We start from the raw sequence: 18792 nt of genomic DNA on the forward strand, positions 1-18792 counted from the left end.
TTTATTCCCATTCAATCGTCGCTGGTGGTTTAGATGATACGTCATAAACCACACGAGAAACATCTTTAATTTCATTCATGATACGTGTCGAGATTTTATCCACCAACTCATACGGCAAGTGAGCAAAACGAGCAGTCATAAAGTCAACAGTTTCAACCGCACGCAGGGCAATGACCCAAGCATAACGACGACCGTCACCAACCACACCCACTGATTTGACAGGTTGGAATACAGCGAAAGCCTGCGCAGTTTTATCATACCAACCACTTGCACGAAGCTCTTGCATAAAGATGTCATCTGCAAGGCGAAGAATATCAGCATATTCTTTCTTCACTTCACCCAAAATACGAACACCTAAACCTGGACCTGGGAATGGGTGACGATACAGCATTTCATGTGGTAAGCCTAAAGTTGTCCCTAAACGACGCACTTCATCTTTAAACAAATCACGAATTGGCTCAACCAACTCGAATGCCAAATCTTCAGGTAAACCACCCACATTATGGTGTGATTTAATCACATGCGCCTTACCATTTTTAGTTGCCGCAGACTCAATCACGTCAGGGTAAATCGTACCTTGCGCAAGGAAGTTTACACCATCAAGTTTACGTGCTTCTTCTGCAAATACTTCGATGAATTCACGACCAATAATTTTACGTTTTTTCTCTGGATCAACTTCACCTGCAAGCGCAGATAAGAAGCGATTTTCAGCATCCGCACGAATCACACGAATACCCATGTTTTTTGCAAACATGTCCATCACTTGCTGACCTTCATTTAAACGAAGTAAACCGTTGTCAACAAATACACATGTCAATTGATCACCAATTGCTTTATGAAGCAATGCAGCAACAACTGAAGAATCCACACCACCAGAAAGACCTAAAAGAACTTTTTGATCACCAATTTGCTCACGTAATTGTTCAACACGTAAGTCGATGATATTTTCAGAGTTCCAAAGATTACGGCAACCACAGATTCCATGTACGAAGTTAGACAATAACTCTGCACCTTTAGCTGTATGAGTAACTTCTGGGTGGAATTGCACACCATAAAAACGACGAGTTTCATCACTCACCGCTGCAAACGGGCAACTTGGTGTACTTGCAGTCACTTTAAAGCCTTCAGGGATTGCTGAAACTTTATCGCCATGGCTCATCCAGACATTGAGTTTGTCTTCGCCATCGTTTAAATCGCCAAGTAGTTGGTCACGAACCAAGACATCAACGGCAGCATAACCAAACTCATGTACTGTACCTGGTTCTACTTTACCGCCAAGCTGTTCAGACATGGTTTGTAAACCATAACAAATACCCAATACTGGTACGCCTAATTCGAATACACATTTTGGCGCACGTGGACTACCTTCCTCATGCACACTCTCTGGACCACCCGACAAGATGATACCATTTGGATTAAAGGCACGAATGTCTTCTTCAGACATATCAAAAGCATACATTTCAGAATATACACCAGCTTCACGTACACGGCGTGCAATAAGCTGGCTATATTGAGAACCGAAATCCAAGATAAGGATACGATCTTCAGTAATTTGAGTATTGGTAGTCATGAGTCAACAACTATGCAGGCAAACGAATATAAGCGCCATATTCTATCATTTTTATAAGCTGTACGCACTCCATTCAAGCAAGTTCACAATCTTTCTAAAAAATCATTTTAAATAATCAACTTATAGATTCATTTTCCGTTTAATGATTTCGATCAATTCGGTTGGTGTCATACATCGATTTAAAAAACTTTCTAAACAACCTTCATTCGTCACTTCTCTAAAAAAAACCTCATGATCTGTGCCGAATAGGGTGGGATTTTCAGGACAGGGATCTGAGGCACAAATATATAAATAATCAGGAAAACTATAGCGGTAAAATAGTTGTAAAAGCTCAGGTTTTGGATTTTGAGTCAGTTGGATGATTGCGTTGAGATCAACGTCATCGTCTAAAAAGTCATCATTCCATTCTTTAAAATCAGCCGTGCCTTCTTTATAAGGAGTAAAGAGTATGGGTTGCCAAAAGCTTTGCCCTCGCCCTTCTTCAGTCAATTGATAATATTCTTGAATCAGTTGAGTGAAAAAGGCATCAGGATTTTTATCGAGTTCGGCTTGATGTTGATCGATATATTCACCTAGACCATAAATAGTTTCTTGATCATCCGCTGTTGCCCAAGGCCTATCTTGAGGTCGTTCATATAAAACGCTATTGAAACGAATAGCGCATAAGTCATCTATCCACGATACTCCTTTGATCTGGTCAATATTACCACCAAGCGCTTGTATTCTTTCTAAGATTTCTTTTTTCATTGTGCAAGCTTAAATAAGGTCTTTGACATAGCATAAACCGATTCATCTGTTTGAATAAACCAAAATCAAAACACAAAAAAGCCAGAGATTGATCTGGCTTGTTTGCATGTTCAGTTTTATTTTTCAATGGCATGATCAATACTGAAGCGTCCTGCTCCATGAAGCATTAAGAAAAATAGACCACCCGCCATTGCAAAGTTTTTCATAAAGTTAATTGCATCTGTTTCACCACCGTGGAATAAGAAAGCCGTAATCAAACTAAAAACACCTAAACCAAATGCAGCAAATCGTGCTTGAAAACCAAATAACAACGCTAAACCACCACCAAACTCAACCAAAATTGTTAAAGGCAACATTGCACCCGGTACACCCATAGATTCCATATAACCGACTGTTGCACTATATGCTGTGATTTTTCCCCAGCCTGCCACAAGGAAAATATAAGCCATTAAGATTCGAGCAACCAATGCAATGAATGCATTCGTACTTGGCTGATTTACAATATTTTTAACTACAACATTTGGATTAAACATGATAACACCTAAATTTGTATTTCGTTTTGAAGATGGATATATATTAATCAGTAAAAATTTTCAGATCGATACCTAAATTTTAAACTTATCGTTTCAAATTAAGAACAATGATAAATTTAAATATTTACTTTTTAATACTGACTTTCATAACTCACACTGCTAGGATTTGTGCACCAATTCGCATAGTTTTTGCCTTATGGATCTGATTGATTTTATTTTGCATATAGATGAGCACCTTTTTGAATTTATTAAAAATTACGGTGTTTGGGTATATGGAATCTTATTCCTGATTATTTTCGTTGAAACAGGTCTAGTGGTCATGCCCTTTTTACCTGGGGACAGCTTACTCTTTGCAGCGGGTGCTTTAGCTGCATCTACAGGTGCAATGGATCCAACCGTTTTAATTGTACTGTTATTTATTGCCGCCGTTCTTGGTGATACTTTAAATTACCATATTGGCAAGTATATTGGTCCACGTGTTTTCGAAATTGATTCAAAATTTATCAATAAAGAACATTTGCTTAAAACCTCACAGTTTTTCGAAAAGCATGGTGGAAAAACGATTATTTTTGCTCGTTTTATTCCTTTTGCCCGTACATTTGCGCCCTTTGTGGCAGGTGCAGGAAGTATGAATTATAAATACTTTCTCACTTATAATGTTGTTGGTGGAATTTGCTGGGTCGGTTCTTTTATTATTTTAGGTTATTTATTTGGTAATATGCCAATCGTGAAAGATAATTTCACCCATTTAGTATTTGGTATTATTATTTTAAGCGTACTCCCTGGCATCATTGGCTATATCCGTCATAAGTTTTTTAACAAGCATAAACTGCCAGACAATGAATAAATGACTCGCAAAAGATTCATATAACAACACAGCCGATTTTAAAATCGGCTGTGTTGTTTCTGTTTAAAGTGTTTATTTTTTTACTTGCTGACGTTTAGGCACATAAGGACAATTTTTAAACTGAGCTGCTTGTGAAAGCGCATCTTGCTCACCATAGAGGCGAGATAGTTCAGTGTTCTTGGTGTTTGAAGATTGTCCTAAATTCACCGAGATACTTGGACCAATTCCCCAACCCCAGCCACCGCTGCCCCAACCACCACCAACACCTAAACCAACTCCAACACCTGTGCGTTTTGCTGGTTGAACGCCATTATTGATATATTGTTGAATGCGGTTAAATTCTGTTCCCAGTTGCATACAGTTCATGGATTGATACTGCGTTGGTGACACATAGGTCGGCTTCACCGTCGTCGCACATGCAGATACAAGTACCGTCGTTAAGGTAACAACAGCTAATTTAGCAGAAGTCATTTTCAATGATTTCATTACAATCTCGAAATTATTTTTTATCAATCTCATTGAACAATGATTGATAGGCTTGAGTCAATTTATGATCTGTAGCCAAATGAATTAATGGTAGATTTTTATGATGTGACTCTTTCATTAATACGGATGGTGGCAACATATTTTCTAAAACAGGCAAGCCTTCATCTTTGAGTTGCTGGACCACTTCACGCGGTAATTTGGCTTGTGCCTGATATTGATTCACCACAATACCTTCAATTTCAAGGCGATCATTATGGTCATCTTGTGTTTCAATAACATTTTCAATCAAAGTTTGTAATGCTCGTTTCGAGAATACATCACAATCAAATGGAATCAATACGCGATCTGCCGAAATCAACGCAGACAAGGTAAAGAAGTTAAATGCTGGAGGTGTATCAATATAAATACGCTCATATTGATCAGACAAAGTTTGAATAGCATCACGCAGTTTATAAATCTTATGCTTTGATTCTAAAGCATGCTCTAATTCGCCCAAACTCGGACTCGCTGGCAATACATCTAAATCTTTAAAGGGTGAGCGATGGATATATTGTTCAAAGCCCTTATTCTTTGTTTTGAGAAGCGTGCCCAATGCATTACCAATCAGACCTTTTTGCTGATTATTCCCTAGCACATCATTAAAGAAGTTTTCAATATTGGGTTCTAAAGCTGTCTTTTCCGCAGAATAGGTTGCATCGTCGCCTAACAAATATTGGCTTGAGTTAGCTTGAGGATCTAAGTCGATCACCAGTGTTTTAAAACCTTGATAGGCACTAATGGCTGCGAGATTTACGGTAATACTTGATTTCCCTACCCCGCCCTTTTGGTTAAACACCACACGAGTCAACATATCAATCCCCAATATCTCATTATTTTTAAACGTGTATACAGTTTAACCTAGACCTTATCCAAGTGTGAAATTCATGTCTGACAATCAACTAAAAACTGGTTTAATCATCACCAAGCTTAAGGTTGCAATCAACGCTACTGCTCCAATCACCATACCTGCACGGCGTTGAACCAAAAGCACCGAATCATCTTTTTTATAGGCTTTAATTTGTGATGAAAGAAAGACAATAAACAGCATGACTTTGGCATAAAACCACGGTTGTACTTTGAAATCATTAATGATTAACAAAGTGATGCCTGTGAGCATAATGACCGTCAATGAAAGATGCTGTAAGGCAACCAAGGCAACACGCCCTTTTGAACTTGGCTGTTGATCTTGCGTACCCACAAATAAAGTCACTGCACGTAACACAAAAACCAGCATGAGTAAGGCCACACTGCTCATATGAATAATTTTAACTAATAGATGCATATCCATCTTATCGTCCTAAGTGTTATGACTTAGGTGCATGTGCACATTCAGGGCTTGCAGGTGCTTGAACTTGCCATTCACTTGGGATGTAGGCATGAATCGCCAAAGCATGAATTTTTCCAGGGCTAAGGAGTTCTTGAGCCACTGCATAGACCTTTTGATGACGCTGTACCAAACGTAACCCAGCAAATTGCTCACTGACGATCACCACTTTAAAATGTGATTCTTTACCCGGAAAATATCCACCATGACCTGAAGACTCATTGATCACTTCTAAATGAGATGGCTCAAGTTGATTTAACTGTTCAATCAATTGCTGTTCTAAACTCATGCGCTTTCCTTTTAGAGATGCCAACGGGTAGATTCCATAGTATAACGGATTCTTGATACTTCTCCGTGACTAAAGCTAGACTTTTACAACCAGATTAGAATGTTTTAAATTGAATTTTGAATTTTTTTCATAAAAATGTCTTTATTTTATGCAATTAACCGTGAACCTTGCAGAAAAATCTTGACCCTATCATTTGTTGATGTATTATACACCGCATGCGGGAATAGCTCAGTTGGTAGAGCATAACCTTGCCAAGGTTGGGGTCGGGAGTTCGAGTCTCCTTTCCCGCTCAAAATTTTTTTATTCAGTTTTTTATTTAAAAAATTGGACAGACTCCGCGGGAATAGCTCAGTTGGTAGAGCATAACCTTGCCAAGGTTGGGGTCGGGAGTTCGAGTCTCCTTTCCCGCTCCAAATTCAAAAAGCCCTGATCGAAAGATCGGGGCTTTTTTATTGATTCTATTCAAGGTTGATAAAGTTATATCGTCAAACCGTTTAATTTCTCATACAGCGATGAAAGAATATTTGAAATAAGCAAACCATAGAATCTACTCACTATTCCCAACGCTTACGTTTAACCCATACCTACGATTCTCTCTTGGTTTAAATCAAGACTATTTCAATTAAAGCTCGATCGTGAATTTTTGGGGGTCTACGAGGACATGTACGTTTTTAATTCCAATACGTTTTCTCCAGCTTAAAATAGTATTTTTTATGAATTTCAAATTAAGCAACAACGACTCGAATAGAAAAACTTCCATCACACTTGGCTAAAACTATCCATCTAAAATGTTCTGAATAACCTATAAAATCTAAGGTCTTAGATTTTATCTGTTTGACTACATTTCATTGTCAAAGTTGATTGGTTTCCAAGTCTCAATCAACCAGATAGATGTTGAGATGACATCTTTGCAGTCACCTGCATCAACAATGTTAGTCTTATTTTTCAAGCTCTATTTTTTTCTTTAAATACTGTCATATGCAGACTAAGCAAGCCAATAATTATTTTTCAGCAAGTGATTTGATTGGCTCCTTTGAGTTTTATCAAATTGGCTCTCGTTTGTCATTCATCTACGCGACATAGTAGAAACAGGAAATTCGTGTAGAGCGCGAGCTGGATTTAATATAACCGGCACAGTAGTTATTACATTAGAGGTGATATTTATATTAGACCTCTTGCATTGGTTAAAATTTGAGCACGGATAAGCTTGGATTTATAAGGTATTGCATAAAGCCTGAATGACCACAAAACTACTTTCAAAAGCGCTCTAGTGTTCGAAAAATAAAGACAAATTGAAGGAATAAAAATGATCAGTGACCCAGCTAAAATCATTGATGATGAAAGCACGTTACGGCGTGATTTGGCTGCTGCCTATCGTTTGGCTGCCATGTTTGGTTGGGAGGACACTTTATATACTCATTTTTCAGCCCGCCTCCCTGGTGAAGGGGAACCACGCTTTCTGATTAATCCATTTGGTCTAATGTTTGATGAGGTGTGTGCCAGTGATCTGATTGTGGTTGATTTACAAGGTAAAGTCATATCAGGACACTCTCCATATAATCCAGCAGGATTTACTATTCATAGTGCCGTACACATGGCAAGAGAAGATGCACATTGTGTTATCCATACGCATACATTAGCAGGTATGGCGGTGGCTGCCAGTGAACAGGGGTTGTTGCCACTCAATCAGATCAGTCTTGAATATTACAATCGGGTTGGTTATCACGATTATGAAGGCGTCGCTTTTAATCTAGATGAGCGTAGTCGCCTCCAGACATCACTAGACAATAATAGTGCCTTGATTCTACGTAGTCACGGTTTGTTATCAGTTGGAGCAACCGTTGCTGATGCTTTTCAGATCATGTACTACCTGAACCGTGCTTGTGAAATACAATTGGCCGCAAGTCAATTGGCAATACTTGGGCAGGTGCGACAGGTCGAACCTGCTTTATGTCAACATGTGAGTCAGCAATTTCAAGGTGTAGAACATGAGCGTCAAATTGTTTGGCAGGCGTGGTTACGTAAACTAGATCGTATAGATCCGTCATATAAGGATTAATCGAACATGGCAAGAATTGCTATTACCGATACAGGGGGACTTGACTTTACCCCAGGTATTGCTGTGTTGGATGCGGCTGGACATGACACGATTTTGCTTCATGAAGGAGAAGGTTTGCTTACACACTTGGCTGATTTGGAAGGGCTGATTGTCAGTTTTTGCCGTATTGATGCAAGTGTAATTGCAGCAGCCCCATTGTTGAAAGTAATTGTGACCACCACGACAGGGCTAGACCAGATTGACATGCATGCTGCAAAAGCAGCGGGCATTGCTGTTTTTTCACTGCCTAGTCCAGCCACTGAGGAGGTCGCAACACATGCATTGGCAGGCATACTGACGTTGTTGAGAGAAATTCCTGCTGCACGTGAGGCATCAAAGTGTTGGGATTTTAAAAAAATTCCAGCACCTCCACGAATCAGTGAACTCACACTTGCTGTTTACGGTATGGGGCGTATTGCTAGAGAATTGGTCACACTTGCCCTGCCATTATTTGGACGTGTTGTTGCCTATGATCCATATATACCCACTGAGGCATGGCCTATAACGGTTGGACGTGTTGATTCACTCAATGATCTTTTTCAGATTGCAGATGTGCTGACCTTACATGCGCCAGCTACATTGGAGAATCATCATATTGTGAATACGCGCACGATTGAGTTAATGCCTCATGGTGCGTCGATCATTAATGTTGCACGTGGTGAATTGGTGGATACACAAGCACTCATTGCAGCTGTTCAGTCTGGAAGACTGCGTGGCGCATTTCTTGATGTCGTTGATCCAGAGCCTCCTGAAGCAGATGACCCTGTACTGCATGAACCAAGGATTGTGGTAACACCTCATTCAGCTTTTTTTAGTAAAGAAACTGAACTGGCTTATGTCATGCTTGCTGTTGAAAATCTACAGCAAATATTTGAATAAAAAAAGAAAAGGAAAATTTCTATGGGTATTGATATTGCGATTGTTGTTTTTTATCTTGTTGTAATGCTGATATTTGGCTTTTTAGGAAAAGCAAGGACCAAGAACAGTAGTGATTTTTTGGTCGCAGGTCGTCGTCTTGGTTTTGGGCTATATACAGGTACTATGGCGGCGGTCGTACTTGGTGGTGCATCCACCGTGGGTGGAGTTGGTCTTGGTTACAAGTTTGGTATTTCTGGTATGTGGCTCGTGGTCGCGATTGCTATTGGCATAATTTTGCTCAGCCTGTTTTTTGCCAGCCCAATCCAACGATTGCGCGTGTTTACGGTTGCCCAGATGCTACAATTAAGATATGGCATTAATGGGACTGCGGCATCTGGTATTGTGATGGTGTTATACACACTAATGCTGACAGTCACCTCAACAATTGCATATGCAACCATCTTTAATGTGCTATTCGGTACACCACAGTGGATTTCTGTGATGATCGGTGCTGTTATTGTCATGCTTTACTCTTCGATTGGCGGGATGTGGTCAATCACGTTAACTGACATGGTGCAGTTCGTGCTTAAGACGATTGGCATATTTGTTTTATTGCTGCCATTTGCTTGGACTCAGGCTGGGGGTTACGATGGTATTATGGCAAAGCTAGGTCCAACAGCTGGTGCGGCACATTTTGATATGGGTACCATAGGTATCGACACAATCATCACTTATTTTGTGATTTATTCGTTTGGTATGTTAATTGGTCAGGATATTTGGCAACGTGTGTTCACAGCCCAGTCACCTAAAGTCGCTCGTTGGGGTGGTACTTTAGCGGGGATTTATTGCTTGTTGTATGGGGTTGCTGGGGCTTTGATCGGGGTTGCAGCTTCTGTTTTGTTGCCAGATATTTCCGCGAAGAGCGATGTTTTTGCAGCTGTTGCTGAGAAGGTATTGCCTGTAGGGTTATCGGGAATTGTACTAGCTGCAGCTCTCGCTGCGATGATGTCTACAGCTTCTGGCGCCTTAATTGCCTGTGCCACTGTATCCAGAGCTGATGTGATGCCATTTTTTGGTCATTTGATGGGTCGAAAAAGTGAGTCTGGCGAGATTAATCCTGAACATGATATACGTGCCAATCGATTATATATCATTGGACTGGGCATGATTGCGACTATTATTTCAATGATGGTAAGTGATGTGGTGACTGCATTGACTATTGCCTATGATATTCTTGTGGGTGGTTTGCTCGTTGCAATTCTTGGTGGGTTTATATGGCAAAGAGCGACTGGGATTGGCGCCTTGGCTTCTATGGCTGTAGGTACGGTAGTGACACTTGCGACAATGATCTTTACCAATATATTGGCCAATGAACCCATCTATTTTGGTCTGCTGTCGAGTTTGGTGACCTATGTTGTAGTGAGCCTGATGAGCAAGCCTACCCCTGCTGAGGTGCTGAATACATGGCAAGACCGATTATCAGGTCGAGAGATTGCTATTTCAGATGATCTAATGAATGCAACAGAATCAATAAAAGTAGAACAAAAGTATTGAGCCTTGCCCACCATATTAAAAATCATCATTGGAGTATAAAAATGAGCAATAAACCATTTAATCAGCCCTTAAGTGGCAATGAAATGCCGCGTTGTGGTGGGATAGCCACAATGATGCGTTTGCCTACGCAAATGAATGGTGAAGGGCTAGATGTGGCTTTCGTCGGTATTCCGTTTGATATAGGCACCTCTAATCGTCCTGGCTCCCGTCTGGGACCACGACAAATTCGTGATGAGTCACGAATGTTGCGTCCTTATAACGTTAATACCTTTGCTGCACCTTTTGAAAGTTTACAAGTAGCAGATATTGGTGATGTACCAATCAATACGTTTAACCTGCTGAAAAGCATAGATATCATTGAGTCATTTTATCAAGAAAACATTCTAAAATACGACTGTAAGCCAATTACCTTGGGTGGTGATCATACCATTGTATTGCCTATCTTGCGTGCTATTAGCAAAAAGTATGGACCAGTGGCAGTTGTACATATCGATGCACATGCTGATGTGAATGACGAAATGTTTGGTGAAAAAATTGCACATGGCACACCATTTAGGCGCGCCGTGGAAGAAGGCTTGTTAATCAACGACAAAGTATTTCAGATTGGATTACGTGGCACTGGCTATAGTGCTGATGAATTCAAGTGGTCTATTGATCAAGGCTTTACCGTTATTCCAGCTGATCAATGCTGGTATAAATCATTAGCACCAGTAATGGAAAAGATTCGTGCCAAAATTGGTGATAGTCCATTGTATTTAAGCTTCGATATAGATGGTATTGATCCTGCATATGCCCCAGGTACAGGAACTGTTGAAATTGCTGGATTAACCGTTCCACAATCATTGGAAATTATTCGTGGTTTAAAAGGTTGCCAACTGGTTGGAGCTGATCTAGTAGAAGTCTCTCCTCCGTATGATCCATTTGGTTCAACGGCAGTACTGGCAGCTAATTTGGCATTTGAGATGCTGTGTGTATTTCCTGGTGTCAAATATGATGGATTGTAGGCTAAGCCGATTCACTTGAGTTCGGCATATTTACCATAAAGTTGTACTGTGAATGTTCAATCTGATGCAAGTTTTTAACTGATCATTCACTGTTTCAATCAAATCTCTTTTACTCAGCAATTATTTTTTGTTCTATGTGAGTTGGAATCTTTTTTATATTTCTCCCTACGATAGTTAATAGTTTTAGACCTCTTGCTGCCAAAACTTTTGTTTTAAGTGTACTCAAATAATCTTAGTCTCGCCATCAATTTTAGTCTCGCCGTCAATTTTACCGACCTAATTTTGGTCACACCAAATACTTGACAATAGTTCACTCAGTCAACGATGTCCTTTCTTTTATACAAAAAACCGAGAATTACTTTTAGCTCAAAGGAGACAGCCAATTGCGCAGTTTGCTCGGAGAGCATGTATTGTTACAGTTACAGCAAGAAACAAGGGGCGTATTACAGCAACTGTATGACAAGCGTCGACTTATTTAGTCAAACTAATTCAGCGTTATTTGAGTAAATTTTTTTCTTCTGAATTCGATGGAGACCCTGGTCTACATCTGGCGATGCAATTACCCAACAAATGCGATGACAAAAAAATTGATGATCAATTTATGATATTTTTCATAAATAATGAAAAATATCATATAAAATTTTTTATAAAAAATTCAAGGCATTGATTTATATAATTAAAAATAATTGGCACAGCAATTGCTTAAAACACAAAAATTGTACTTCTTAATGGAATAAAGATGCCGATTCATACATTCAAGTCTGCGCATAAATTAGTGACTGGCTTTAATGCATCCAAACAGTTAGCCAAATACTGCCATGATTTAAATATGTCTAGAGTTTTAATACTGACTGATCATGGCATCTTAAATTCAGGTTCATTAACACCCATTACCGATCTTTTACAACAACAGCATATTGAATTTTCGATTTATGCGGACATTACGCCTGAGCCTGAAATTGAAGTGGTTTTGCAATCCAAAAAATTCTTTGAGCAAGATCAATATAATGGCGTGATCGCAATTGGCGGTGGAAGTGTTATTGATACCGCAAAATGTATTGCAATTTATGGCAACAATCATGAGCCTTTGGAAAGCTTTTTTGGCGAAAACAAAGTCAGTCAAAAAGGTCTTCCTCTGATTGTATTGCCGACTACCGCAGGAACAGGTTCAGAAGTCACGAATATTGCCATTCTTTCTGACTCTAAAAACCAAATTAAAAAAGGCATCGTGAGTGACTTTTTACTCCCAGATGTTGCAATTGTCGCACCTGAAATGACGTTAAGCTGTCCAGCACATATTACGGCTGCCAGTGGTGTGGATGCTTTGGTTCATGCAATTGAATCGTTTATTTCTGTCAATGCTTCACCCTTAACAGATGCTTTAGCGATTCAGGCAATGAAATTAATTATCAATGCCTTACCCAAAGCCTATGCCAATCCAGATGACTTACAAGCCCATGAAGATATGGCAAATGCCAGCTTAATGGCAGGTTTGTCCTTTGGTAATGCTGGCGTTGGTGCAGTGCATGCACTCGCATATCCTTTAGGCGGGCGTTTCCATATGGCACATGGTGTCAGTAATGCCTTATTGTTGCCTTTCGTCATGGAATACAACCGCATCGCCTGTTTGGACAAATTTAAAGTGATTGCTGAATGCTTTAATGAACCGACAACAGGGCTGAATGATCTTCAAATTGCCGATCGTGTGATTAGCCGTTTACATAATATTTGTGAGATGGTCAATATTCCAAAAGGTCTTCGAAATTTCAATATTCCTGAGTCAGTGATTCCAGAACTGGCTGCGGAAGCGATTAAAGTCGAAAGATTACTCCGCAATAATCCTCGACGTTTAACACAGCAAGAAATCGAAAACATTTATTATGAAGCTTATTAATAATGAATGAGTTTCTTGCCATGACTTGGGTCAATCTTCTTGCAAACAATTCTAAAGATGCGGATATTTCTTATCAAATATTAACATCGATCATGAATGCCTTAGATGACGGTGTATATATCACCGATCATCTAGGAACAACTTTATTTGTCAATGATGCTTATTTAAAGCTGACGCATTTAAATCGAGAAGATTTAATCGATCATCCGATCCAAGACTTGGTCAATCAAGGGGTTTTTTCACGTTCAGTCTCTATGGACGTGATTCAAACTCATCAAAAAACCACCATTTTACAGTCCTTACAAAACCAGACTGAACTACTGGTCACAGGACATCCTGTATTTGATCAGGAAAATCAACTCATTGCAGTCATCACGTCAGTTCGTGATATTACAGTTCTACTTCAAGCGCAAAAAGATCAAAAAGAACTCGAAGATATTCGCAATACGCAAAAGAAATATTCAACACGCAAGCTGAATGACAACTATCTGACCAACTTAAGCGACAGTACCAATAAGACCTTCAATCGAGCGAAACGTATCGCACATTCAGATATTAAAATTCTCATTCAGGGCAACACAGGTACAGGGAAAACTGTACTGGCACGTTATATTCATAAAAACAGCCCACGAAAAGATCAGCCCTTCTTAGAAATTAACTGTGCCACCATGCCAGATGGTTTACTGGAATCTGAATTATTTGGCTATGTGCCTGGTGCTTTTACAGGTGCCTTGCAAAAAGGAAAAAAAGGTTTATTTGAAGTCGTCAACGGCGGTACTTTATTTTTGGATGAAGTTGGCGACTTACCTTTGGCACTGCAAGCAAAGTTACTCAAAGTCATTGAAGATAACCGTTTTATTCCAGTAGGTGGTTTTGAATATGTCTACACTGATGTTCGTATTATCTCTGCAACGCATCACGATTTATTAAAACTGGTTGAGCAAGGTAAATTTAGACGAGATCTTTATTACCGCCTTTGCGTCACCTCATTAAAATTAGAAGATTTAAAAAATCGTATCTCTGAAATTGAACCATTGTTAGAACTGTATTTGGCAAATTTCAATAAGAAATATCACACCAACAAACGCTACTCGGCAGAAGTAATCGACTTGGTAAAAGCCTATTCATGGCCAGGAAACATTCGAGAGCTGACTAATTTTGTTGAGCAAACTGTTGTACTGAGCGAGTCGTCCACCATTTTGCCCCAAGACATTCCTGAAGATATACAGTGCGCTTTACATGGTGAATCCCAGTTCAATACGCCCCTTTCGAACTCAGCAGAAACCCTTAAAAAACAAGTAGATGATTTTGAGTTCAAGATCATTTCCCGAGCCCTTGCCGTGTTTAAAACCACACAAAAGGCAGCCCAAGCTTTAGGTATTGACCAATCAACATTGGTTAAAAAACGACAGCGTTATCAGCAACTTTATCAAGAGTAAACCAATATGGATATTGCTTCTTTATCAACCTTTAAACAACAGGCCTATGTCAATGGTGATTGGATCAACTCAACTGATCAACGTCATATCGATGTACAAAATCCAGCGACAGGTCAGGTGATTGCACAAATTCCTGCGCTTACTGTGGCACAGGTTGAGCAAACGATTATTTTTGCTCAAGAAGCATATCTGGATTGGAAAAAGCAGTCCGTCAAATACCGTTCTGATCTCTTAAAAAAATGGTTTGCACTCATCATTGAACACAAACAAGAACTTGCCAGCATCATGACGCTTGAGCAAGGTAAGCCGCTCAAAGAAGCTGAAGGCGAGATTGTTTATGCTGCGAGTTTTATTGAATGGTTTGCTGAAGAAGGTCGTCGTATGTATGGTGAAACGATTCCTGCGCCGAGTCAAGACAAGCGTTTACTCACTTTCCGAGAACCTGTGGGGGTATGTGTCGCCATTACACCGTGGAACTTCCCTGCTGCCATGATCACACGTAAAGTAGCACCAGCATTGGCTGCGGGCTGCAGTATCATTGTCAAACCTGCTCAGGAAACACCTTTAACTGCACTTGCACTCGCTTATCTTGCTGAGCAAGCTGGTATTCCCAAAGGTGTTTTAAATGTTGTGACAGGTCATTCAAAAGAAATTGTTGCCCCGTTGACACAGAGTCCAATTGTACAAAAATTAAGTTTTACAGGATCTACCCCTGTCGGTGCTTTATTGATGGAACAATGTGCACCAACCATTAAAAAACTCTCGCTGGAATTAGGTGGCAATGCACCTCTCATCGTCTTTGCAGATGCAGATTTAGACAATGCCGTACAGGGAACCATTGACAGTAAATTTCGAAATGCAGGGCAAACGTGTGTTTGTAGTAATCGCATCTTTGTACATAGCAGTATTTACGATCAATTTATTCTCAAACTCAAAGATAAAGTCTCTCAGTTAAAACTTGGTAATGGGTTAGATTCTGATACAGATCTAGGACCACTCATCAATCAAAAAGCGGTAGAAAAAATTCAGCAACATATTGAAGATGCAATCAGCTTAGGTGGTAAATTGGTTTATGGCGGTCAAGTTTCCACATTAGGGGCGCAATACTTTGAGCCAACCATTATCGCCAATGCGCAAGACAACATGCTGTGTTTTAGAGAAGAAACCTTTGCTCCTCTTGCTCCAATTTTTAAATTCGAAAATGAACAAGACGTAATTCAGCGTGCCAATAACACTGAATTTGGTCTGGCTGCCTATATTTTTACTGAAAATCTTCAACGCACATTTAGCGTTGCCGAAGCGCTGCAATATGGCATGGTTGGAATTAATACAGGTTTAATTTCTACCACGGAAGCCCCTTTTGGAGGAGTTAAAGCTTCTGGGCTTGGACGCGAAGGCTCGAAACATGGTTTGGATGAATATACCGAATTGAAATATTTATGCTTGGGTAATTTTAAAGCTTAACTTTAATTAAATAAGGACATGATGTAATGGAACAAGTATCAGGAAATACTTCTACACCGCTTGCAAGTGACAGCGCTCCACCGAATATTAAAAAGGTGGTCGGCGCCTCCATGGCAGGGACTGTCGCTGAATGGTATGAATTTTATATTTATGGTATTGCCAGTACTTTAGTGTTTGGTCATTTATTTTTCCCAAATGCAGGAACCACGCTAGACGGGATTATTGCTGCCTTTGCAACCTATGCGATTGGTTTTATTGCACGCCCTTTAGGTGGTCTAGTATTTGGTCATTTTGGTGATAAATATGGACGTAAAAAGCTGTTACAACTGAGTCTATTTTTAGTGGGTGTTTCCACATTTTTGATGGGATGCTTACCCGGTTATAACAGCATTGGCTATATGGCACCTGTGTTATTGATTGTCCTACGTTTTATTCAAGGCTTTGCAGTCGGTGGAGAATGGGGTGGTGCAATCTTATTGGTGGGTGAGCATAGTCCAAATCATCAACGTGGATTTTGGGCGAGCTTTCCACAGTCTGCCGTAAGCGCTGGAAATATTTTAGCAAGCTTGGTGATTTTGGCACTATCGATGATTCTCTCCAATGAGGATTTCTTGAGCTGGGGATGGCGTGTCGCATTTTGGCTTTCAACCATTATTATTTTTATTGGTTATTGGATTCGTCGTAGTGTGGAAGATGCCCCTATTTTCCAAGAAGCACTGAAACAAGCTGAGGAAAAACAAGATAATTCTTCTAATTTTAAAGAATTGGTCACCACTTATCCAAAACGTTTAGCGTCTGGATTATTACTCCGTTTAGGTGAAAATACCTCTTACTATATGATCGTGGTATTCACCATCACTTTCCTCACCATGAAAGTCGGTATTGAATATAAAACAGTGCTGATGATTCTGCTGGCAGCCAATGTTTTCCACTTCTTCACCATGCTTTTCAGTGGCTATTTATCTGACAAAATTGGACGTAAGCCAACCATGATGGCTGGAAATATCGGGTTAATCATCTGGGTATTCTTCTATTTCTCAGCAATTAGCACAGGCAATTACGGCACGATTTTTGTGATGATGTGTATTGGTCTATTGTTCCAAGCGATGGCATACGCCCCTGAATCTGCAACATTGGCGGAATTATTCCCAACCAAAATGCGCTATTTAGGTGTATCTTTTTCTTATCAATTTGCATCAATCTTAGCAGGTTCAATGGCACCGATCATTTGTGCATATTTATTTAAGACTTATGATGCAACATTGCCTATCGAAATTTATATCGCGATCGTTTCATTCATTTCAGTACTTGCTGTAGCAAGCCTAAAAGAATCGAAAGGCATTGATTTAAAAGATGTGAAATAGTTTAAAGCATGGCTCAAACACATTAAATTTTCCAACAAGGAAAGTTTAATGTGTTAAAGGAATACACCTAATTTTATTTGTTTCAACTTTCTGAAATCGACGCTATTCAGCACCAATGTCTAATATAGACACCAATAAAAAACCAATCCGTAGATTGGTTTTTTATTTCCATTGATGTATTTCAATCCATGCTTGATGATCTAAAACTCAACGCTCTCTTAATGCTTCTTTGGCTTTATTGAATGGTTTCAACAAGTATTCAATAATGGTTTTCTGACCTGTGCGAATATCCACTGTAGCCACCATACCCGGCGTAATCGAAAAAGATTTACCTGCCTTATTCACCAGTTTATCTTTATTGGTTCGAATATAGACGCGATAGTAAAACTGATCTTGTTTCACCTCATCACGGATAGTATCCGGTGAAATCACCGTCACTTTACCTTCCAAACCACCATAAATAGAATAGTCATAGGCCGTGATTTTCACTAAAGCCGGCTGCCCCGGATGAATAAATGCAATATCTCGTGGGGAAATTCGTGCTTCAATCAATAACTGCTCATCAATCGGAACAATGGTCATCAACTTGCCATTTTGCGGTACCACCCCACCAATCGTGGTCACGGCAATTTCTTTGACCACACCACGGACAGGCGCTTTAAAGGTGGAACGTTTGACCGAATCATTTCGACCTGCCACGATTTGCTGTAACGATTGAATATCTGCATTGGCTTTCGCCAACTCTTCGCGTGACTTTACATAGTAGTCATTACGCTTGTCATTGATCTGATTTTCAAAGTTATTGATATCTCGTTTTAGACGTAATACTTCAACCTCGGATGCCGCACCTTTGGCACCAATGGTTGGTCATTTGCAATTCATTTTGCACCAAAGCCAAGGCATGTTTTAACCCCGTGATGGACTCATCCAAATTGGCACGACGAGAGGTATACAGTGCCGTTTCCTCTCGAACTAAGGCTGGTACTGCCAATACATCTTTAGGGAAGCGTAGCGGTGTACCATTCACTTCTGCCTCTAAACGTGCAGCAGTGGCTTGGGTTGCCAGTAATTTAGTCTGGCTTTCTCCGACTTGTGACTCGAATCGAGTGGGGTCAATCTGAGCAAGGGTTTGTCCTTTTTGTACAATATCACCTTCTTTGACAGCCAAACTGGTGAGCACCCCACCATCTAAGGATTGAATGATTTGCTCTTTGGACGAAGGAATTACTTTACCTGTGCCCGTTGAAACTTCTTCCAATTTAAAAACGCATGCCCAAATCAA

Annotated in this window: 16 protein-coding genes, 2 tRNA genes and 1 pseudogene; 11 read left to right on the forward strand and 8 right to left on the reverse strand. The window is 39.9% G+C overall.

Annotation, left to right across the window (positions count from 1 at the left end; translation table 11 throughout):
* Position 1: 1 nt before the first annotated feature.
* The 3 genes from guaA to ACINWC743_RS08620 all read right to left on the reverse strand — a co-directional run bounded on the left by guaA (position 2) and on the right by ACINWC743_RS08620 (position 2850).
* The gene (gene guaA, locus ACINWC743_RS08610) at positions 2 to 1570 is read right to left on the reverse strand and encodes a glutamine-hydrolyzing GMP synthase (protein ID WP_004832057.1); all 1569 of its coding nucleotides are present in this window, start codon (positions 1568 to 1570) and stop codon (positions 2 to 4) included.
* A gap of 120 nt (positions 1571 to 1690) precedes the next feature.
* Positions 1691 to 2317: a hypothetical protein gene (locus ACINWC743_RS08615; protein ID WP_009585135.1), complete on the reverse strand. Its 627-nt coding sequence runs from the start codon at positions 2315 to 2317 to the stop codon at positions 1691 to 1693.
* Positions 2318 to 2433: 116 nt separating this feature from the next.
* The gene (locus tag ACINWC743_RS08620; protein ID WP_009585111.1) at positions 2434 to 2850 is read right to left on the reverse strand and encodes a DoxX family protein; all 417 of its coding nucleotides are present in this window, start codon (positions 2848 to 2850) and stop codon (positions 2434 to 2436) included.
* A 196-nt stretch (positions 2851 to 3046) separates the two neighbouring features.
* On the opposite strand from ACINWC743_RS08620, the gene ACINWC743_RS08625 reads away from it, so the two are divergent.
* Positions 3047 to 3697, forward strand: coding sequence for a DedA family protein (locus ACINWC743_RS08625; protein ID WP_009585112.1), 651 nt, complete (start codon positions 3047 to 3049; stop codon positions 3695 to 3697).
* Positions 3698 to 3769: 72 nt separating this feature from the next.
* Here ACINWC743_RS08625 and ACINWC743_RS08630 read toward each other — a convergent pair whose 3' ends face one another.
* From ACINWC743_RS08630 to ACINWC743_RS08645, 4 genes are all read right to left on the reverse strand, one after another.
* Positions 3770 to 4183 (reverse strand): hypothetical protein, encoded by a 414-nt coding sequence (locus ACINWC743_RS08630; RefSeq protein ID WP_035300744.1) that lies wholly within the window; start codon positions 4181 to 4183, stop codon positions 3770 to 3772.
* A 13-nt stretch (positions 4184 to 4196) separates the two neighbouring features.
* The gene (locus ACINWC743_RS08635) at positions 4197 to 5033 is read right to left on the reverse strand and encodes a ParA family protein (protein ID WP_005034655.1); all 837 of its coding nucleotides are present in this window, start codon (positions 5031 to 5033) and stop codon (positions 4197 to 4199) included.
* Positions 5034 to 5117: 84 nt separating this feature from the next.
* Entirely contained in the window at positions 5118 to 5510 is a 393-nt protein-coding gene (locus ACINWC743_RS08640) for a SirB2 family protein (RefSeq protein WP_035300746.1), read from the reverse strand.
* Positions 5511 to 5526: 16 nt separating this feature from the next.
* The gene (locus ACINWC743_RS08645; RefSeq protein ID WP_009585106.1) at positions 5527 to 5835 is read right to left on the reverse strand and encodes a BolA family protein; all 309 of its coding nucleotides are present in this window, start codon (positions 5833 to 5835) and stop codon (positions 5527 to 5529) included.
* Between the two features lie 217 nt (positions 5836 to 6052).
* Between ACINWC743_RS08645 and ACINWC743_RS08650 the strand changes: the two genes are divergently transcribed.
* From ACINWC743_RS08650 to ACINWC743_RS08695, 10 genes are all read left to right on the forward strand, one after another.
* Positions 6053 to 6125 (forward strand) — tRNA-Gly (locus ACINWC743_RS08650).
* A 47-nt stretch (positions 6126 to 6172) separates the two neighbouring features.
* A tRNA-Gly gene (locus tag ACINWC743_RS08655) sits at positions 6173 to 6248 on the forward strand.
* An 893-nt stretch (positions 6249 to 7141) separates the two neighbouring features.
* The gene (locus ACINWC743_RS08660) at positions 7142 to 7894 is read left to right on the forward strand and encodes a class II aldolase/adducin family protein (protein ID WP_009585104.1); all 753 of its coding nucleotides are present in this window, start codon (positions 7142 to 7144) and stop codon (positions 7892 to 7894) included.
* Between the two features lie 6 nt (positions 7895 to 7900).
* Positions 7901 to 8812 carry a C-terminal binding protein gene (locus ACINWC743_RS08665; RefSeq protein ID WP_009585126.1) on the forward strand — a complete coding sequence of 304 codons (912 nt, stop codon included), beginning with the start codon at positions 7901 to 7903 and terminating at the stop codon, positions 8810 to 8812.
* A gap of 21 nt (positions 8813 to 8833) precedes the next feature.
* A complete protein-coding gene (locus ACINWC743_RS08670; protein ID WP_009585149.1) occupies positions 8834 to 10345 on the forward strand; it encodes a sodium:solute symporter in 1512 nt (503 codons plus the stop codon).
* 41 nt (positions 10346 to 10386) lie between these two features.
* Positions 10387 to 11349: an agmatinase gene (speB, locus tag ACINWC743_RS08675; RefSeq protein ID WP_009585139.1), complete on the forward strand. Its 963-nt coding sequence runs from the start codon at positions 10387 to 10389 to the stop codon at positions 11347 to 11349.
* A gap of 739 nt (positions 11350 to 12088) precedes the next feature.
* Entirely contained in the window at positions 12089 to 13243 is a 1155-nt protein-coding gene (locus tag ACINWC743_RS08680) for an iron-containing alcohol dehydrogenase (RefSeq protein WP_009585142.1), read from the forward strand.
* Between the two features lie 2 nt (positions 13244 to 13245).
* The gene (locus ACINWC743_RS08685) at positions 13246 to 14682 is read left to right on the forward strand and encodes a sigma-54 interaction domain-containing protein (protein ID WP_009585107.1); all 1437 of its coding nucleotides are present in this window, start codon (positions 13246 to 13248) and stop codon (positions 14680 to 14682) included.
* Positions 14683 to 14688: 6 nt separating this feature from the next.
* Positions 14689 to 16146 carry an NAD-dependent succinate-semialdehyde dehydrogenase gene (locus ACINWC743_RS08690; RefSeq protein ID WP_009585108.1) on the forward strand — a complete coding sequence of 486 codons (1458 nt, stop codon included), beginning with the start codon at positions 14689 to 14691 and terminating at the stop codon, positions 16144 to 16146.
* Positions 16147 to 16172: 26 nt separating this feature from the next.
* Positions 16173 to 17510: an MFS transporter gene (locus ACINWC743_RS08695; protein WP_009585115.1), complete on the forward strand. Its 1338-nt coding sequence runs from the start codon at positions 16173 to 16175 to the stop codon at positions 17508 to 17510.
* Positions 17511 to 17717: 207 nt separating this feature from the next.
* On the opposite strand, the pseudogene ACINWC743_RS08700 reads toward ACINWC743_RS08695, so the two are convergent.
* Positions 17718 to 18792 (reverse strand): annotated as a pseudogene (locus tag ACINWC743_RS08700) (HlyD family type I secretion periplasmic adaptor subunit); the annotation flags it as partial.

Source organism: Acinetobacter sp. WC-743 (assembly GCF_000335555.1).
Taxonomy (GTDB): Bacteria; Pseudomonadota; Gammaproteobacteria; order Pseudomonadales; family Moraxellaceae; genus Acinetobacter; species Acinetobacter bereziniae.